This window comes from Rhodococcus sp. APC 3903, from assembly GCF_030407755.1.
GTDB classification, from domain to species: domain Bacteria; phylum Actinomycetota; class Actinomycetes; order Mycobacteriales; family Mycobacteriaceae; genus Rhodococcus_F; species Rhodococcus_F erythropolis.
Map to the genome: position 1 here is coordinate 55,751 of NZ_JASDCV010000010.1, position 17,987 is coordinate 73,737.

General features: G+C 62.1%; 17 protein-coding genes. All 17 read left to right on the forward strand.

What is annotated here, in order from left to right:
* Positions 1–60 precede the first annotated feature (60 nt).
* From QMA15_RS15890 to QMA15_RS15970, 17 genes are read left to right on the forward strand one after another with little or no spacing between them, the layout of a single operon-like run.
* The gene (locus tag QMA15_RS15890; protein WP_003942234.1) at positions 61–615 is read left to right on the forward strand and encodes an NADH-quinone oxidoreductase subunit B; all 555 of its coding nucleotides are present in this window, start codon (positions 61–63) and stop codon (positions 613–615) included.
* Positions 612–1,274, forward strand: coding sequence for an NADH-quinone oxidoreductase subunit C (locus QMA15_RS15895; RefSeq protein WP_279163912.1), 663 nt, complete (start codon positions 612–614; stop codon positions 1,272–1,274). Before QMA15_RS15890 ends, QMA15_RS15895 begins: the two co-directional genes overlap by 4 nt.
* A complete protein-coding gene (gene nuoD / locus QMA15_RS15900) occupies positions 1,274–2,605 on the forward strand; it encodes an NADH dehydrogenase (quinone) subunit D (RefSeq protein WP_019748173.1) in 1,332 nt (443 codons plus the stop codon). Before QMA15_RS15895 ends, nuoD begins: the two co-directional genes overlap by 1 nt.
* Entirely contained in the window at positions 2,602–3,426 is an 825-nt protein-coding gene (gene nuoE, locus QMA15_RS15905) for an NADH-quinone oxidoreductase subunit NuoE (protein WP_060938476.1), read from the forward strand. Before nuoD ends, nuoE begins: the two co-directional genes overlap by 4 nt.
* A 1-nt stretch (position 3,427) precedes the next feature.
* The gene (gene nuoF, locus QMA15_RS15910; RefSeq protein ID WP_279163913.1) at positions 3,428–4,747 is read left to right on the forward strand and encodes an NADH-quinone oxidoreductase subunit NuoF; all 1,320 of its coding nucleotides are present in this window, start codon (positions 3,428–3,430) and stop codon (positions 4,745–4,747) included.
* Complete coding sequence (locus tag QMA15_RS15915) at positions 4,744–7,161, forward strand: NADH-quinone oxidoreductase subunit G (protein ID WP_279163914.1); 2,418 nt, start codon at positions 4,744–4,746, stop codon at positions 7,159–7,161. Before nuoF ends, QMA15_RS15915 begins: the two co-directional genes overlap by 4 nt.
* A complete protein-coding gene (gene nuoH, locus QMA15_RS15920; protein ID WP_070797199.1) occupies positions 7,158–8,498 on the forward strand; it encodes an NADH-quinone oxidoreductase subunit NuoH in 1,341 nt (446 codons plus the stop codon). Before QMA15_RS15915 ends, nuoH begins: the two co-directional genes overlap by 4 nt.
* Positions 8,491–9,078, forward strand: coding sequence for an NADH-quinone oxidoreductase subunit NuoI (nuoI, locus tag QMA15_RS15925; protein ID WP_020907505.1), 588 nt, complete (start codon positions 8,491–8,493; stop codon positions 9,076–9,078). The genes nuoH and nuoI overlap by 8 nt, the downstream gene beginning before the upstream one ends.
* Positions 9,075–9,872 carry an NADH-quinone oxidoreductase subunit J gene (locus QMA15_RS15930; RefSeq protein WP_290285333.1) on the forward strand — a complete coding sequence of 266 codons (798 nt, stop codon included), beginning with the start codon at positions 9,075–9,077 and terminating at the stop codon, positions 9,870–9,872. Before nuoI ends, QMA15_RS15930 begins: the two co-directional genes overlap by 4 nt.
* On the forward strand, positions 9,869–10,168 hold the full coding sequence (gene nuoK / locus QMA15_RS15935; protein WP_046378464.1) for an NADH-quinone oxidoreductase subunit NuoK: 300 nt from the start codon (positions 9,869–9,871) through the stop codon (positions 10,166–10,168). The genes QMA15_RS15930 and nuoK overlap by 4 nt, the downstream gene beginning before the upstream one ends.
* Before the next feature lies 1 nt (position 10,169).
* The gene (nuoL, locus tag QMA15_RS15940; RefSeq protein ID WP_279163915.1) at positions 10,170–12,062 is read left to right on the forward strand and encodes an NADH-quinone oxidoreductase subunit L; all 1,893 of its coding nucleotides are present in this window, start codon (positions 10,170–10,172) and stop codon (positions 12,060–12,062) included.
* A complete protein-coding gene (locus QMA15_RS15945; RefSeq protein ID WP_046378463.1) occupies positions 12,056–13,660 on the forward strand; it encodes an NADH-quinone oxidoreductase subunit M in 1,605 nt (534 codons plus the stop codon). Before nuoL ends, QMA15_RS15945 begins: the two co-directional genes overlap by 7 nt.
* Positions 13,657–15,252, forward strand: a complete 1,596-nt coding sequence (gene nuoN, locus QMA15_RS15950; protein ID WP_021333586.1) for an NADH-quinone oxidoreductase subunit NuoN — start codon at positions 13,657–13,659, stop codon at positions 15,250–15,252. Before QMA15_RS15945 ends, nuoN begins: the two co-directional genes overlap by 4 nt.
* Positions 15,253–15,256: 4 nt before the next feature.
* Complete coding sequence (locus QMA15_RS15955) at positions 15,257–15,940, forward strand: lysoplasmalogenase (protein WP_279163916.1); 684 nt, start codon at positions 15,257–15,259, stop codon at positions 15,938–15,940.
* Between the two features lie 30 nt (positions 15,941–15,970).
* Positions 15,971–16,555: a sigma-70 family RNA polymerase sigma factor gene (locus QMA15_RS15960; protein WP_279163917.1), complete on the forward strand. Its 585-nt coding sequence runs from the start codon at positions 15,971–15,973 to the stop codon at positions 16,553–16,555.
* A complete protein-coding gene (locus QMA15_RS15965) occupies positions 16,552–17,271 on the forward strand; it encodes a hypothetical protein (protein ID WP_279163918.1) in 720 nt (239 codons plus the stop codon). Before QMA15_RS15960 ends, QMA15_RS15965 begins: the two co-directional genes overlap by 4 nt.
* A gap of 20 nt (positions 17,272–17,291) precedes the next feature.
* A complete protein-coding gene (locus QMA15_RS15970; RefSeq protein WP_279163919.1) occupies positions 17,292–17,918 on the forward strand; it encodes a class I SAM-dependent methyltransferase in 627 nt (208 codons plus the stop codon).
* The last annotated feature ends 69 nt before the right edge of the window (positions 17,919–17,987 follow it).

Below are 17,987 nucleotides of genomic sequence, written 5' to 3' on the forward strand. Positions count from 1 at the left end.
CACACACGAGTCAGACAAAACCGGTCACACCGCAGCTGTTACGACTGAAAAGAGTCGGATATGGGTCTCGAAGAAAAGCTCCCCAGCGGATTTCTACTGACCACGGTCGAGGGCCTGGCAGGTTATGCCCGCAAAGGATCACTGTGGCCTGCCACCTTCGGGCTCGCGTGTTGCGCCATCGAGATGATGGCAACCACGTCGGGTCGCTTCGACCTGGCGCGGTTCGGTATGGAGGCATTCCGCGCGTCGCCGCGACAGGCAGACCTTCTGATCGTGGCCGGGCGGGTCAGTCAAAAGATGGGCCCGGTACTTCGTCAGGTCTACGACCAGATGGCCGAGCCGAAATGGGTTCTGGCCATGGGTGTATGCGCGTCGTCCGGCGGAATGTTCAACAACTACGCAGTGGTTCAGGGCGTCGACCACATCGTGCCGGTCGACATCTACTTGCCCGGCTGTCCGCCGCGGCCGGAGATGCTCCTGAACGCGATCATCGAACTGCACCGAAAGATCCAGGAAATGCCCCTCGGCGTGAACCGCGAAGAGGCACGCGCGGCAGCCGAGCGCGCCGCACTGGCATCCACCCCCACCATCGACATGAAGGGGCTGCTGCGATGACCTCGGGTAACACCGGCGCGAGAGGGATGTTCGGGGTCCGCGGCACTGGCGACACCTCGGGCTACAGCAGGCTTGCCCCTCCGATCTCTCTAGAGGACAAGGCTTCTCGACCCTTCGGCGGTTATTTCGATGCAGTCGCGGATTCGTTGGACGCGGCATTGAGCAGCGCGGGTGGCACTTTCACCGCTGCAGTCGAGCGTGTGGTGATCTTTCGAGACGAGATGACGCTGCACGTCGAACGCTCCCACTTGCCGCAGGTTGCGCGAAGACTGCGCGACGAACCGGACCTTCGCTTCGAGCTCTGCCTGGGTGTCGACGGAGTGCACTACCCGCAGGACACCGGTCGTGAACTGCACGCCGTGTATCCACTTGCCTCGATTGCGCACAACCGCCGAATCAGGCTGGAAGTATCTGTGCCGGATTCCGATCCGCATATTCCGTCGATCGTCGGGATCTACCCGACCAATGACTGGCATGAACGCGAGACGTACGACTTCTTCGGGATCGTCTTCGACGGTCATCCGGCCCTGACCCGCATCGAGATGCCCGACGACTGGAAAGGCCACCCCCAGCGGAAGGACTATCCGCTCGGCGGTATCCCGGTCGAGTACAAGGGCGCCCAGACTCCGCCTCCCGACGAGCGTAGGTCGTACAACTGATGAACGAGACGACAGGAAGCAACTCCGGTGCCACGACGGAAACCGTCGTCACGGCATCGGGTCAGGACTGGGACGACATCGTCACCGCGGCCGCCCGCCAGCGAACCGGCGAGGCGGAACGGATCGTGGTCAACATGGGCCCACAGCATCCGTCCACTCACGGGGTCTTGCGCCTCATTCTCGAGATCGAGGGTGAGACGGTCGTGGAAGCTCGATGTGGAATCGGCTACCTGCACACCGGAATCGAGAAGAATCTCGAATTCCGGAACTGGACGCAGGGTGTCACTTTCGTTACTCGAATGGACTACCTGTCACCGTTCTTCAACGAAACCGCGTACTGCCTCGGAGTCGAGAAACTTCTCGACATCACCGACGACATTCCCGAGCGAGCCACCGTCATTCGCGTGATGATGATGGAACTCAATCGGATCTCCTCACATCTCGTGGCCCTGGCGACCGGCGGAATGGAACTGGGCGCCGTGACGGCGATGCTGTTCGGATTCCGCGAACGCGAATTGATTCTGGACGTGTTCGAGACGATCACCGGACTGCGGATGAATCACGCCTACATCAGGCCTGGTGGTCTCGCTCAGGATCTACCCGACGGGTCGGTCGCGAAGGTTCGAGAATTGCTGAAGGTCCTACCGAAACGGTTACGTGACGTCGAACTGATGCTCAGCGACAACTCCATCTGGAAAGCACGTACCCAGGGAATCGGATATCTCGATCTCACCGGCTGTATGGCGCTCGGGGTGACGGGGCCGGTCCTTCGCGCCACAGGTCTCCCCCACGATCAGCGTCGAGCGCAGCCGTACTGCGGCTACGAGAACTACGAGTTCGACGTAGTGACACACGACGGATCCGATTGCTACGGAAGGTACGTCATCCGCGTCGAGGAGATGAAGGAGTCCCTCAAGATCGTGGAGCAGTGCCTCGACAAGCTACAACCGGGCCCGGTCATGGTGGACGACAAGAAGATCGCCTGGCCTGCCGATCTCGCTGTGGGACCGGATGGCCTCGGCAACTCGCAGAAGCACATCGCCAAGATCATGGAGTCCTCCATGGAAGGTCTGATTCACCATTTCAAACTGGTCACCGAGGGTATCCGCGTGCCGCCAGGTCAGGTGTACGTCGCCGTCGAGTCTCCGCGTGGCGAACTGGGGGTGCACATGGTCAGCGACGGGGGAACCCGGCCGTACCGCGTCCATTTCCGGGACCCGTCGTTCACCAACCTTCAGGCAGTAGCCGCGATGTGTGAGGGAGGCATGGTGTCCGACGTGATCGCTTCGGTTGCCAGTATCGATCCCGTCATGGGCGGAGTGGACCGATGACCGGCCCGAACAGCTCGTCACGCGTGTTCATCGAACTCGGGCCGCGCCCGGAGGAGCCCACGCAATTGGTACGCCCCGGCGCACGATCGAGCTATCCACCCGACGTACTCGCCCGACTCGACGCCGACGCCGAAACCGTCATCGCTCGTTACCGTGAGCCTGACGCCGCCGCGACCACCAGTCGATCCGCCCTGTTGCCGCTCCTTCATCTCGTGCAATCCGAGGACGGGTACATCACCCCGGCCGGGATCGATTTCTGCAGTGCCAAGCTGGGTTTGACGGGCGCCGAGGTCGCCGCAGTTTCCACCTTCTACTCCATGTATCGCCGGGGGCCGACGGGTGAGTATCTGGTCGGAGTCTGCACCAACACGCTGTGCGCGATCATGGGCGGCGACGACATCCTCGCGGCACTCGAAGAGCACCTGGGCTCGACAGGCTCCAGAGACGAAGGCGGACACTCCATCTCGACGTCCGACGGTAAGATCACCCTCGAACACATCGAGTGCAATGCGGCGTGCGACTACGCCCCCGTCATGATGATCAACTGGGAGTTCTTCGACAATCAGACCCCGGAATCGGCGCGCTCACTCGTCGATGCGCTCCGCGCCGGAGAGCGCGTGACACCCGATCGCGGTGCCACGCTGTGCTCGTTCCGGCAGACTGCGCGCACTCTGGCTGGTTTTCCGGATACGCGAATCGAGGCAGCCGAAGCTCAGACCGTCGGCGATGCAACTCTTGCCGGACTACGTATCAGCCGATCTCTCGACGACAACCCACCCGGCTCGGCTTCCGCGGCCGACGCTCCCGGCGAAGGGAAGTGACATGACACTCGCCCCCGTCCTGAGTCGATACTGGGATCAACCGAATTCATGGACCCTCGACAGCTACCTTCGCCGCGACGGCTACCAGGCGCTGCGCAAAGCGCTGGCCACGCCCCCCGACGCCGTGATCGAAACCGTCAAGGACGCGGGCCTGCGCGGACGTGGTGGCGCGGGCTTCCCGACAGGCCTCAAGTGGAGCTTCATCCCCCAGGTCTCCGAAGACAAGCCAGGAGACGGCAAGCCTCACTACCTCGTCGTCAATGCCGACGAGTCCGAACCGGGCACATGCAAGGACATGCCGTTGATGATGGCGACCCCACACACGTTGGTGGAGGGAGTGATCATCGCGGCGTACGCAATTCGAGCAGCAAAGGCGTTCATCTACGTCAGAGGTGAGGTTGTCCCGGTTCTGCGGCGCCTACAGACCGCTGTCGCCGAGGCTTACGCGGCTGGATATCTGGGCCGCAACGTCCTCGGTTCGGGTTTCGATCTGGATCTCGTCGTCCATGCCGGAGCCGGCGCCTATATCTGTGGGGAAGAGACGGCCCTCCTCGATTCGTTGGAGGGACGACGCGGTCAGCCTCGACTGCGGCCGCCGTTCCCCGCTGTCGCCGGTCTCTATGCCTGCCCGACAGTCGTCAACAACGTCGAGTCCATCGCGAGTGTTCCGTCGATCGTCCTGGGCGGCCCGGAGTGGTTCCGGTCGATGGGAAGTGAGAAGTCACCGGGATTCACGCTGTATTCGCTCTCGGGTCATGTCACCACACCCGGCCAGTACGAGGCTGAACTCGGGATCAGCTTGCGCGAGCTGCTCGAATACGCAGGCGGGGTCCGCGCTGGACACACCCTCAAATTCTGGACTCCCGGCGGATCCTCGACACCGATCTTCACCGACGAACATCTCGATGTCCCACTCGACTACGAAGGCGTCGGCGCCGCGGGATCCATGCTCGGAACCAAGGCCTTGCAGATATTCGACGAGACAACCTGCATCGTGCGTGCGGTGTTGCGATGGACCGAGTTCTACGCTCACGAATCCTGCGGTAAATGCACGCCGTGCCGCGAGGGCACGTACTGGCTGGTGCAGATCCTGCGACGACTCGAAGGCGGAACAGGAACCGAGGCCGATCTCACCAAACTTCTCGATATCTCGGACACGATCCTCGGAAAGTCCTTCTGCGCGTTGGGTGATGGAGCGACCAGCCCGATCATGTCTTCCTTGAAGTACTTCCGCGAGGAATACGTAGCGCATTTCGACGGTAACGGATGCCCGTTCGATCCTCACCGGTCCGTTCTCGCGACAGGAGCGTTCGTCTCATGACTGCATCCGACGCCGCCACTGGAACCGATGCGGCACCGCCGACCGATCTCGTCACCCTCACCATCGACGGCCGGGACCTCCAGGTCCCCAAGGGCACGTTGATCATTCGCGCTGCGGAGATGATCGGCACCCAGATTCCGCGGTTCTGCGATCATCCTCTACTGGACCCGGTCGGTGCTTGCCGCCAGTGCATCGTGGAAGTCGAGGGTCAACGCAAGCCGGTGGCGTCCTGCACGACACCGGTTGCGGACGGAATGGTCGTCACCACACAGCTCACGTCGCCTGTGGCCGAGAAGGCGCAACGCGGGGTGATGGAACTCCTGCTCATCAACCACCCTCTGGACTGCCCCGTGTGCGACAAGGGCGGCGAGTGTCCGCTCCAGAACCAGGCGATGTCGACCGGTCGCACCGAATCCCGGTTCGGTGAGGAGAAAAGGACCTACCCCAAGCCCATCCCCCTCTCGTCCGAGATCCTCCTCGACCGCGAGCGTTGTGTCCTCTGCGCCAGGTGCACGCGATTCTCGAGTCAGATCGCCGGCGACCCGTTCATCGATCTCCTCGAGCGCGGCGCGCTTCAACAGGTCGGGATCTACGCCAACGAGCCCTTCGAGTCCTACTTCTCGGGCAACACCATCCAGGTTTGCCCGGTCGGCGCGCTCACCAGTACGGCATATCGATTCCGGGCGCGACCGTTCGATCTGGTGTCCAGCCCCAGCGTGTGTGAACACTGCGCCGACGGATGTGCTCAGCGCACCGACCACCGTCGCGGAAAGGTTCTCCGTCGTCTCGCCGGGGACGACCCCGACGTCAACGAGGAATGGAACTGCGACAAGGGGCGCTTCGCTTTCACGTACACGACCCAAGGTGATCGGATCACCACTCCCCTGATCCGCAATGCTGACGGCGAATTGATTCCGGCGTCGTGGCCCATGGCACTCGACCTCGTTGCGCGATCCTTCGCGCAGGCCCGCGGTGACGCAGGCGTACTCGTCGGCGGACGCTCTACCTTGGAGGACGCCTACGCCTACGGTAAGTTCGCGCGAGTTGCTCTCGCTACCAACAACATCGACTTCCGAATCCGCGCTCACTCAGCCGAAGAGGAAGATTTCCTCTCAGCTCACGTCGCGGGCCGCACACTTGAAGGGTCGGTGACGTACCAGGACCTCGAATCTGCCCCGACCGCGTTGCTGGTAGCTCTCGAGCCCGAGGAGGAGTCACCGATCATCTTCCTGCGACTGCGCAAGGCCGCACGTTTCGGCAAGACGACGGTGCTCTCCAGCGCGCCATTCGCTACGCGCGGCCTGCAGAAGATGGGCGGTGGTCTACTTCGGACCGTACCCGGAAGTGAAGCAGCTCTGATGGATTCGTTGTCCCACCCCGGCAGTGAGGAGGGTCAACTCCTTCGGCGGCCCGGTGCTGTGATCCTGCTGGGTGAGCGACTGAGTGCGGTAGCAGGCGGCTTCGCCGCGGCGCTGCGACTCGCCGAATCGACGGGAGCTTCTTTGGCTTGGGTCCCACGCCGCGCTGGTGATCGCGGCGCCGTCGAGGCCGGCGCGCTACCGGGATTGCTTCCCGGCGGACGCCCCGTTGCGGACCCGGCAGCACGCCAGGAGATGGAATCAGTGTGGGGGGCCTCCATCCCGGCATCCGACGGTCGCGACGCCGCGAGTCTGCTGGATCCGGAGCAGACGACTGCTGCGCTTCTTGTCGGCGGCGTCGAGTTGAGTGATCTCCCGAACCCGGCGAAGGCAAGGGCCGCGATCGAAGCCGCAGGGTTCGTTGTGAGTTTGGAGATCCGTCACAGCGGAGTCACCGAACTCGCCGACGTCGTCTTCCCGGTGGCACCGGTCGCCGAGAAGCCCGGAACCTTCCTCGACTGGGAAGGCCGCGAGCGCGTGTTCGACACCGCGTTGAGAACGACAGGAGTAATGCCGGATCAGCGCGTTCTCCACGCGATCGCAGCCGAGATGGGCATCGATCTGGGCCTACCCGACGCAGATTCCGCACGCTCGGAGATACACCGCCTCGGCGCGTGGTCCGGATCGCGCCCCAACTCGCCTCAGGTCCCGTCAGGCACCCTGCCCATACCGGCGCAAGGCGAGGCAGTGTTGTCGAGTTGGCGAATGTTGCTCGACAACGGCCGATTGCAAGACGGCGAGCCCAACCTGGCGGGTACGGCACGGCCGTCGCTCGTGCGTTTGTCGGCCGAGAGCGCTGCCGAGATCGGCGCCGACAACGGCGATCACGTTGCGGTGTCGACTGAATCCGGTTCCATCACATTACCGTTGGAGATCACCGAACTCCCGCCTCGAACAGTCTGGCTTCCGCTCAATTCACCGGGTAGCACGATCTACGAAACGCTCTGCGTCACCGCGGGGTCCGTGGTGAAGATTGCGAAGGCGGGAGCGCAATGAACACCCACGAGTACGGGACGGTCGCAGCTCCGGTCGACCTGTCGGCGTTTGGGCACGACCCGTGGTGGTTGGTGATCGGCAAGGCTCTCGCAATCTTCGTGTTCCTCGTACTCACCCCGCTGGTGGCGATCTACGCGGAACGAAAGGTCATGGCACGCATGCAGATGCGTGTCGGACCGAACCGCGTCGGCCCCCGTGGAATGCTCCAGAGCCTCGCTGACGGAATCAAGCTCGCCCTCAAGGAGGGCATCACACCGAGCGGCGCCGACAAACCGATTTACCTCCTCGCGCCCGTCATCGCGGTCGTGCCCGCCTTCATGGCTTTTGCTGTCATCCCGTTCGGTCCACAGGTGTCGATTTTCGGAACCCGGTCACCTCTGCAACTGACCGATCTACCGGTCGGCGTTCTGTACATCCTGGCCGTCACTTCTATCGGTGTGTACGGGATCGTCCTTGCCGGCTGGTCTTCGGGATCGACGTATCCCCTACTGGGCGCACTTCGATCGACCGCTCAGGTCATCTCGTACGAGGTAGCGATGGGCCTGTCTTTCGCTGCCGTTTTCCTCTACGCCGGCACGATGTCCACGTCCGGCATCGTCGACGCCCAACAGGGAGCCTGGTACGTCTTTCTCCTCCTGCCGTCCTTCCTGATCTACGTGACAGCCATGGTCGGCGAAACCAACAGGGCTCCCTTCGACCTTCCCGAGGCCGAGGGTGAGCTGGTAGGTGGGTTCCACACCGAGTACTCCTCCCTCAAGTTCGCGATGTTCATGCTGGCCGAGTACGTGAACATGGTGACGGTGTCCGCTCTGGCCACCACGCTGTTTCTGGGCGGGTGGCACGCACCGTTCCCGTTCAATCTTTGGGACGGCGCCAATTCCGGTTGGTGGCCGGTGCTGTGGTTTGTCGCGAAGGTGTGGGGCTTCCTCTTCGTCTTCATCTGGTTGCGCAGCACGCTTCCTCGATTGCGCTACGACCAGTTCATGAATCTCGGCTGGAAGGTTTTGATCCCAGCAGCTTTGGTATGGGTGATGGTGATCGCGACCGTTCGTGCGTTCCGCAACGAGGGCTACAACACCTGGGTCGTACTTCTCTGCGTCGCACTGGTTCTCGGAGCTGCGCTCCTGATCGTGTTGGCCGGGACTTACCGCGGCCGACGCCGAACTGCCGCGTTGGTCACCGCTTCGGGGACCTTGCCTTTCGATGCAATGTCGGGCGGGTTCCCGGTTCCACCGCTGCCTGGTCAAAAACTGCCTGGTCAAAAACTGCCTGGTCAGAACGTGCCACCGCAGCGACGCACAGATGTTTCCGACACATCGGAGGACTCCCATGCCTGAATTCCTCGGACCTATCGCGGGTTTCGGAGTGACGCTCTCGACCATGTTCAAGAAACCCGAGACCGAGTTCTATCCGGAGGAGAAGCGCCCCACCGCGCCCGGATACCACGGTCGCCATCAACTCAACCGGTATGCGGACGGACTCGAGAAGTGCATCGGTTGCGAACTGTGTGCCTGGGCCTGCCCCGCCGACGCGATCTATGTCGAGGGTGCTGACAACACCGAAGAAGAACGGTTCTCCCCCGGAGAGCGCTACGGGCAGGTGTATCAGATCAACTACCTGCGGTGCATCGGCTGCGGCCTCTGCGTCGAGGCCTGCCCCACTCGGGCCCTCACGATGACCAACGAGTACGAGATGGTCGACGACAATCGAGCTGGATTGATCTACGAGAAGGACCGATTGCTCGCGCCCCTGAAAACCGACATGACAGCGCCACCACACGCGCTGCGTCCCGGCACAACTCAGGACGACTACTACCGCGGCGACATCACAGCAGTACCCGAACAAGCAGCACCCGAACAAGCAGCACCCGAACAGCCAGCACCCGAGCGAGAGCCGAACCCGGAGACCGAGAAATGATCGCGGCGGTCACCACCACGATCCTGGCGGAGGGAACGATGACATCGACCTCCACCGGCGAGGCGGTGCAGTTCTGGATCCTCGGAACCCTTGCGGTGATCAGCGCTTTGGGTGTCGTCGCCGCTCCCAAGGCCGTCTACTCTGCACTCTTCCTTGCGATGACGATGATCATCCTGGCCGTGTTCTACATCGTGCAGGGCGCACTGTTCCTGGGTGTCGTTCAGATCGTCGTCTATACCGGCGCGGTGATGATGTTGTTCTTGTTCGTCCTGATGCTGGTGGGCGTGGATTCTTCGGACTCCCTGGTCGAAACGCTACGCGGACAACGAGTCAGCGCGATCGTGATCGGCGTCGGATTCGGGCTACTCCTTATCGGCGGCCTCGGAAATGCGTCGATCTCGGGCTTCACCGGATTCACCGGACTCGACCAGGGCAACATCGACGCACTCGCCGATCTCATCTTCATCCGCTACCTCTGGGCCTTCGAACTGACCGGCGCACTGCTGATCACGGCGACACTCGGCGCAATGATGCTCGCACACCGGGAGAAGATCGGAGCCACACTCAGCCAACGCGAACTCTCCAAGCAACGATTCGCGTACCTGGGCAGCGATGAAGACAATCCCGAAAAGGGCTCGGCCACTCCACTCCCCAGTCCCGGCGTGTACGCACGTCACAACGCAGTGGACATGCCGGCCTTGTTGCCGGACGGAACATTCTCGACGCTCTCGGTCAGCAGCGCGCTCACTCCACGTTCCCCGGATCCGAGCACCGGTGAGGAGACTCAGCGATGAATCCCGAGAACTATCTGTATCTGTCCGTCCTGTTGTTCACGATCGGAGCTGCAGGAGTCCTCCTGCGCCGCAACGCCATCGTGGTGTTCATGTGTATCGAATTGATGCTCAACGCCGCCAACTTGGCGTTCGTGACCTTCGCGCGCATGCACGGCAATCTGGACGGCCAGATCTTCGCCTTCTTCACGATGGTGGTCGCTGCGGCCGAAGTAGTCGTCGGCCTGGCAATCATCATGCTCATCTTCCGATCTCGGCGTTCTGTATCCGTCGACGACGCAGACCTGCTGAAGTACTGATATGTCAGGAGGAATCACGTCCGCCATCTGGTTGCTCCCCGCCCTGCCGCTGTGCGGCGCGGCTGTTCTTATGCTGGCCGGTCGTCGCACGAACGCGTGGGGTCACCTGCTTGCCTGCGTCATGGCTATCGCGTCGTTTGTCGTCGCAGTGGTGTTTTTCATCGCCATGCTCGGCCGCGACACCGCCGACCGCACCGTCACCGAGCACCTGTTCAGTTGGGTCCCGGTCGACAGTCTTCAGGTCGAGTTCGGACTGCAACTGGACCAACTGTCGATGTGTTTCGTTCTGCTCATCACCGGTGTAGGTTCGCTGATCCACATCTACTCGGTCGGATACATGGCGCACGACCCCGAGCGTCGTAAGTTCTTCGCGTACCTCAATCTTTTCCTCGCTGCAATGCTGCTTCTGGTGCTCGCCGACAACTTCCTCGGACTCTACGTCGGCTGGGAAGGTGTCGGTTTGGCGTCATACCTGCTGATCGGCTTCTGGCAGCACAAGCCGTCGGCGGCGACTGCTGCCAAGAAGGCTTTTGTCGTCAATCGGGTGGGCGACATCGGGTTGATGATCGCAATGATGTTGATGTTCAGCACATTCGGCTCGCTCTCGTTCAGCAATGTCTTCGGCGACGCGTCCGGCGCAAGCGAAGGTGTCCTGACGGCGATCGGTCTGATGCTCCTCCTCGCTGCGTGCGCGAAGTCGGCGCAAGTGCCGCTGCAGTCGTGGCTCGGCGACGCGATGGAGGGCCCTACCCCCGTTTCGGCGCTGATTCACGCGGCCACGATGGTCACCGCCGGCGTCTACCTGATCGTGCGCTCCAATCCGATCTTCGATCTCGCGCCCGACGCTCAACTCGTGGTTGTCATCGTCGGTGCCGTGACGCTCCTGTTCGGTGCGATCATCGGCTGCGCGAAGGACGACATCAAGAAAGCGCTCGCCGCATCGACCATGAGTCAGATCGGATACATGGTCCTGGCCGCGGGTCTCGGACCAGCCGGATACGCCTTCGCAATCCTTCATCTGATCACCCACGGATTCTTCAAGGCGGGCCTGTTCCTCGGCGCCGGCTCCGTGATGCACGCGATGAACGACGAAACCGACATGCGGCGCTACGGCGGACTCCGGGCGTTCATGCCACTGACTTTTGTCACGTTCGGGCTCGGATATCTTGCCATCATCGGTGTTCCGCCATTTGCCGGGTTCTTCTCCAAGGACAAGATCATCGAGGTTGCAATCGGCGAGGGCGGCGTCAAGGGTGTTGTGCTTGGCATCGTCACGCTCTTGGGTGCGGCGCTCACTGCCTTCTACATGAGCCGCGTGATGCTGATGACCTTCTTCGGGAAGGCCCGCTGGGAGAACCAGAAACCTCACGAATCTCCGGCGGTGATGACGTCTCCGATGATCATTCTGGCGGTGGGATCCGTCGGGGCCGGCATGCTCCTGACCATCGGGTCCAGCTTGCAGAACTGGCTGGAACCGGTAGTCGGCTCCCATCACGTCGAACCGCCGATACCCGCATGGTCGATCACCGCGCTGGCGCTGCTCGCAGTTGCCGCCGGCGTCGCGATTGCTTATCGCGAGTACGCCACACGGGAGATTCCCGTGGTGGCACCGACTCCGGTTTCTCCGTTGACCGTTGCGGCTCGCCGTGATCTGTACGGTGACGCCTTCAACGAGGCGGTGTTCATGAAGCCGGGACAACAACTCACCAAGTCGCTGGAAGTGGTCGACACCAAGGGAATAGGCGGCGTCGTGGGTAGCTTTGCGGTGGTCGTCACCGGGTTGTCCACGCTCACGCGGAAGCTGCAGACCGGGTTCGTTCGTTCGTACGCGCTGGTGATGTTTGTCGGAGCAACACTCGTGGTCGCGACAATGATGGCGGTGACACTGTGGTGATCGAAGCGGCGGTGAGCGACTCTGTGACCAATGCCGGCTTCCCTGCGCTGACGGCGCTCTGGCTGCTTCCGCTCATCGGAGCGGGTGTTGTCCTCGCTCTGCCTGCACGGTCGTACCAATTTGCCAAATCTCTCGCGCTGGCAGTGTCCGTGGCAGTCCTGGTGATCGCCGGCGGTCTCGGAGTTGCGTTCGACCGCGGCGGCGGGCAGTTTCAGTTCGTCGAAAGCCATAGCTGGATACCGGCTTTCGGTACCAGCTACACACTCGGGCTTGACGGCATCGCACTCGTTCTGGTTCTTCTCACCGCAGTGCTGGTGCCATTACTACTGATCGCGGGCTGGAACGACGTCCCCGCGGACCCGGCATCACCCAAGCGGATGCCGCACACCTATTTCGCGCTGATCCTTGTTGTCGAGTCCATGGTGATGATTTCGTTCAGCGCCTTGGATATTCTCCTGTTCTATATTTTCTTCGAGGCAATGCTGATACCGATGTATTTCCTCATCGGCGGGTTCGGCGGAGTGGGCAGATCTCGCGCAGCCGTGAAGTTTCTGCTCTACAACCTCCTCGGCGGCCTGGTTATGCTCGCTGCGGTCATCGGCCTGTACGTGGTCACCACGCGCGACGAGAGTCCCTTCACCAGCGGCACTTTCGACTTCCGAGCGATCGCGTCCGCGGCGAGCAGCGGTGAACTCGGCGTCGGACCCGGGGTGCTCAACGCCTTGTTCCTCGGATTCATGTTCGCGTTCGCGGTCAAGGCACCGCTCTGGCCGCTGCACAGTTGGTTGCCGGACTCCGCGGTGGAATCGACTCCGTCGACAGCAGTGTTGATGATGGCGGTCGTGGACAAGGTAGGCACCTTCGCGATGATTCGCTACTGCCTGCAACTGTTCCCGGAGTCGTCGTCGACTTTTGCACCGTGGATCATCACGCTCGCCGTGATCGGAATCGTCTACGGCGCAATACTGGCGATCGCGCAGACAGACGTCATGCGACTGATCGCCTACACGTCGATTTCACACTTCGGCTTCATCATTCTCGGAATCTTCGCGATGACCAGCCAGAGCCAGGCAGGTTCCGCGCTGTACATGGTTAATCACGGAATCTCCACTGCCGCGCTGTTCTTGATTGCGGGCTTCCTGGTCTCGCAGCGAGGTACACGATCGATCGCAGCGTACGGCGGCGTCCAGAAAGTCGCACCCGTCCTGGCCGGCACATTCCTCGTTGCGGGGTTGGCAACACTGTCTCTGCCGGGTCTCGCGCCGTTCGTCAGCGAGTTCCTGGTGCTGATCGGAACGTACTCGCGCTACCACGTGGCCGCTATCGTGGCGACTGTCGCGCTTGTACTGTCCGCGATCTACATACTCTGGCTCTATCAGCGCATGATGGGCGGACCGGTGAAGGAAGGGCAGGGAACGATCCGCGACCTCGCGCGACGCGAACTCGTGGTGGTCGCCCCTCTGATCGCACTCCTCCTGCTTCTCGGCATCTACCCCAAGCCTGCCTTGGACGTCATCACTCCTGCAGTGAGCCACACGGTCGTCTACGAGGCACCGACGCCGCTCGTCGCCGACCACGAAGGAGGTGCCCACAAATGAGTTCCTTCAACGACGTGACCATCCTCGGCTCGGCCGACGCGGCATCACCCAGTATCGAATACAGCCTGCTCGCACCGATGTTGATCGTGTTCGGTGTTGCGGTGGTCGGGGTACTCATCGAAGCCTTTGCACCCCGGCGTATTCGGTACCCAGTGCAACTCGTCCTCGGTGTCGGAGGTTTGGCGGCTGCGTTCGTGGCAGTGCTTCTGCTCGCCGGCACGCGGTCGACGGCGATGATGGGTTCTGTTGCTGTCGACGGACCGACGCTGTTCTTGCAGGCCACGATCCTTCTTGTGTCGATCCCCGCGGTACTGCTGATTGCCGAGCGAGGCTCGGGCAACACCGCCCAAGTGATTGCGCAACATGACGCGCTCGGCAGTTTCACCCCTCAAGCGTCGAGCGTCCCGGGAAGTGTTGCGGAGCAAGAAGCAGTGAAGGTCGGTATCGCCCAGACCGAAGTCTTTCCGCTCACGCTCTTTGCGGTCGGCGGTATGTTGTTGTTTCCGGCTTCGAACGATCTACTGACGATGTTCGTTGCGCTCGAAGTGTTCTCACTGCCTCTGTATCTCCTGTGCGGTCTGGCACGTAGACGTCGCCTGCTCTCCCAGGAAGCTGCGCTCAAGTACTTTCTGCTCGGGGCATTTTCGTCGGCGTTCTTCGTTTTCGGAATTGCGTTGCTGTACGGCTATGCCGGGACGGTCACGCTCTCCGGTATCGCCGACGCAGCACGCATCGGGTCGGGCACCGACGCCTTCCTCTGGCTCGGAACGGCCCTGGTGGCAGTGGGGTTGCTGTTCAAAGTCGGTGCAGTGCCGTTTCATTCGTGGATTCCCGACGTCTATCAAGGGGCGCCGACGCCGATCACCAGTTTCATGGCGACTGCGACCAAGATTGCCGCGTTCGGCGCCATCCTTCGCGTCTTCTACGTGGCCCTGCCCAATGAATACGTGAACTGGCGCCCGCTGATGTGGGCGGTCGCGATTCTCACGATGGTTGTCGGATCGATCGTTGCAGTGACGCAGACCGATATGAAGCGAATGCTGGCCTATTCGGCTATCGCGCACACCGGATTCATTCTGACCGCCGTGGTGGCGGACTCGGATGCCGGCCTCGCCTCGGCGATGTTCTATCTTCTGGCTTACGGATTCAGCACCGTGGGTGCGTTCGCCGTCGTCAGTGTGGTCCGGGACGCTGACGGTGAGGTCGCTGCGCTGTCGCGCTGGGCCGGATTGGGCAGACGCTCACCATTGGTCGGCGTTGTGTTTGCACTGTTCCTGTTGGCTTTCGCCGGGATTCCGTTGACCAGTGGGTTCATCGGAAAGTTCGCGGTGTTCAGCGCGGCCGCCGAGGGTGGGGCCGCGCCTCTCGTGATCGTCGGCGTCCTGTGCAGCGCGATCGCCGCCTACTTCTACGTGCGAGTGATCGTGTTGATGTTCTTCACCGAATCGGCGGAAGACGCACCGACCGTCGTGGTGCCGAGTGCACTGACCAGCAGTGTGATCGGCCTCGGCGCCGGTGTAACGCTCATCCTCGGCATACTCCCCCAGCCGGCGCTCGATCTCGCCGAGCGTGCAGCGGACTTCGTACACTGAGCCGATGCGTGAATCTGTTGGCGACGCCGGACTGCCGAGCACCTTCCGGTCGCCATGGTTTGTCGGGTTTTCCGCGGTAGCGATTCTTCATCTGATCCTGAATGCCGCTGATGCTGCGCCCTGGGACGGGATCACCAAGGTCATGCTCGCTCCGATTCTGGCTGCCTGGGTTGTCGACCAAGGCGGACCGAGGATCGTTGCTGCTGCGCTGATTGCCTGCGCTTTCGGAGACCTGTTCCTGATCTGGGACTCCACGTTTGTCATCGGGATGGCCGCCTTCGCGATCGGTCACGTCTGTTTCATCCGATTCTTTCTCTCGCACGGCGCGCTTCGGGAGATACGAAGGCGGCCATGGTTTTTGTGCGCGTACGCCGTTGCCGGAATTGCCCTTGTGTCGTACGCCTGGACCGGTCTCGAACCGGCACTTCGGATTGCCGTCCCTGTGTACGCCGCAATCCTGGTGGGAACCGCGTCCACCGCACTGGCCTACAACACGATCACCGGTATCGGCGGCGCACTGTTCCTCACCTCTGACGCCCTGATCCTGCTCGGTCAGGCGAACAAGTGGCAGCCTGCCGCTGCCGGCATCTGGATCATGACGCTGTACATCCTTGCGTTGTTGCTCCTGACCGTCGGAATCCTCGGCCGGAGTAAGACGGCAAACCGTCCATTGGCGCCCACGCTGTAAGGATCAGCAACCAGCCGGACATCTCTTCTTATGACGCCGAAATCCGAGGACGGGCCACCACCGAGCGACGAACAGCGTTTCACCGTCCTGTGGGACGCCTACGCCGGTCGGGTGTTCGCGTACACCTGCCGCCACGTTGATCACCACAGCGCACAGGAAGTTGTCTCCGAGACGTTCCTCGTTGCCTGGCGACGCTTGGACGAGGTGCCCGAACAGGCACTTCCATGGCTGTTGGTGGTGGCTCGAAACACCGTGAACAACAACCGTCGAAGCGTTCGGCGCCACGATGCGTTGACCGAGAAGATGCGACGAATCGAGCAGATCGCGGCATCGACGCCGGGCGCCGACGTCACTGTCCCCGACCGCACAGAACTGCTCGAAGCACTGACAACACTCACCGTCACCGAGCGTGAAGCCCTACTCCTGACTGCCTGGGACGGATTGACCGCCACCGAAGCAGCGCGTGTCGCCGGGTGTTCGGTTCCAGCCATGCATGTTCGACTCTTTCGCGCTCGGCGTCGATTGAGCACCGGGTTGGCTTCAGAATCCGACACCGCGATCCCGATGAACACCGCCCGACCTTGCGCTGCCGCCGAACACGGGAGTACTCCATGAGCAATGATCTGCTGACCACCCTCGAGAAGCTGCGGCCGACCGATTCACTTTTCGCCGAGCTCTGGCCCGAGAACGTCCAGGTTGCCGCTCGCATCCGAATCATCGCTGACGAAAACAACATTGGAACGCCCAAGGTTCCACGCCGCCGAGTTGGCGCCGTAGCTCTCGTCGCGATGCTCTGTGCAGCGGGAATGGTGGGCTGCGCCGCTGCCACGGCGATGATGCCAAAACCGTTTACGGATATGTACTCGGGTTGGCAGACCATGCCGGGAACCAACGGCGGAATAGATCCGTCCACCGCCGATCGGGTCGGGTCCATCCCCGGACCTGACGGAACCCGGTTCAGCGTCTTCGTTGCCCACGGCGCTGATGGCTGGAGGTGTGTCGCCCCGGTTTTCGAGGCGTCAGCCGACATCGACAAGGTTGGTCCGTCGAAATTCATCAGCCTCGGCCACGGCTGCAGATCGAACGACGACTTGTACGGCGCAGATTCATTCGGGGGCGGCGCCGGGTACGAGGCCGGTTCGCACGAGGCGACCTACGACGCAGGGGCGGGAGGTGCCGTTCGGGCCGAACTTCACACCGCAGACGGCCAAATCTATCCAACAGTTCTTGCCGAAGACCGCTTCTACGGATGGATTCCCCTCTCGCTCATCTCCCCTCGTCCAACCCTCGTCGGATATGCCGCAGACGGGACGGTCGTCGGCACCCGGTGAGCTGTCGGTACCCTCGAAAGATGACTGCACAGGCCCCGAACGAGCGCATCCCCAGCCAGTGGGAAGAGATCACTGCAGCCGACTCGACGCATTCCACACGATATGTCGAGCGTTTCCGTTCCATGAGAGCGGACGGCAAGGACATTGTCGGGGAAGCACGTTTGATCGACGCGATGCTCGGACGCGGTGGCCGGGTTCTCGATGCAGGGTGCGGGCCGGGCCGACTCGGCGGTTATCTGCACGACGTCGGGCATGTGGTTGTCGGAGTCGACGTTGACCCGGTTCTCATCGCTGCCGCGGAGGAGGACCACCCAGGCCCGACGTGGCTTGTCGGCGATCTCTCCGAGCTCGATCTACCGGCCCGCGGTGTCGAGGCGAATTTCGACGTCATCGTGTCGGCAGGCAACGTGATGGCGTTTCTCGCTCCGTCAACCAGGCAAGCAGTATTGTCAGGATTTGCTCGTCATCTCACTCCGAGCGGCCGAGTGGTCATCGGATTCGGTGCCGGCCGTGGCTACGAGTTCCCCGAGTTTCTCGCCGATGCGGCCGCGAGTGGCCTCGAGGCTGATCTGCTGCTGTCCACGTGGGACCTGCGCCCGTTCAAGGACAATTCCGAATTCCTGGTCGCGGTGTTCTCCCGCGCCTAGCCCGCCAGTTCACCGCCTTCCCCACAATCCGTCACATGGCGATCAATTCACCCTGATCACAATCCTGGC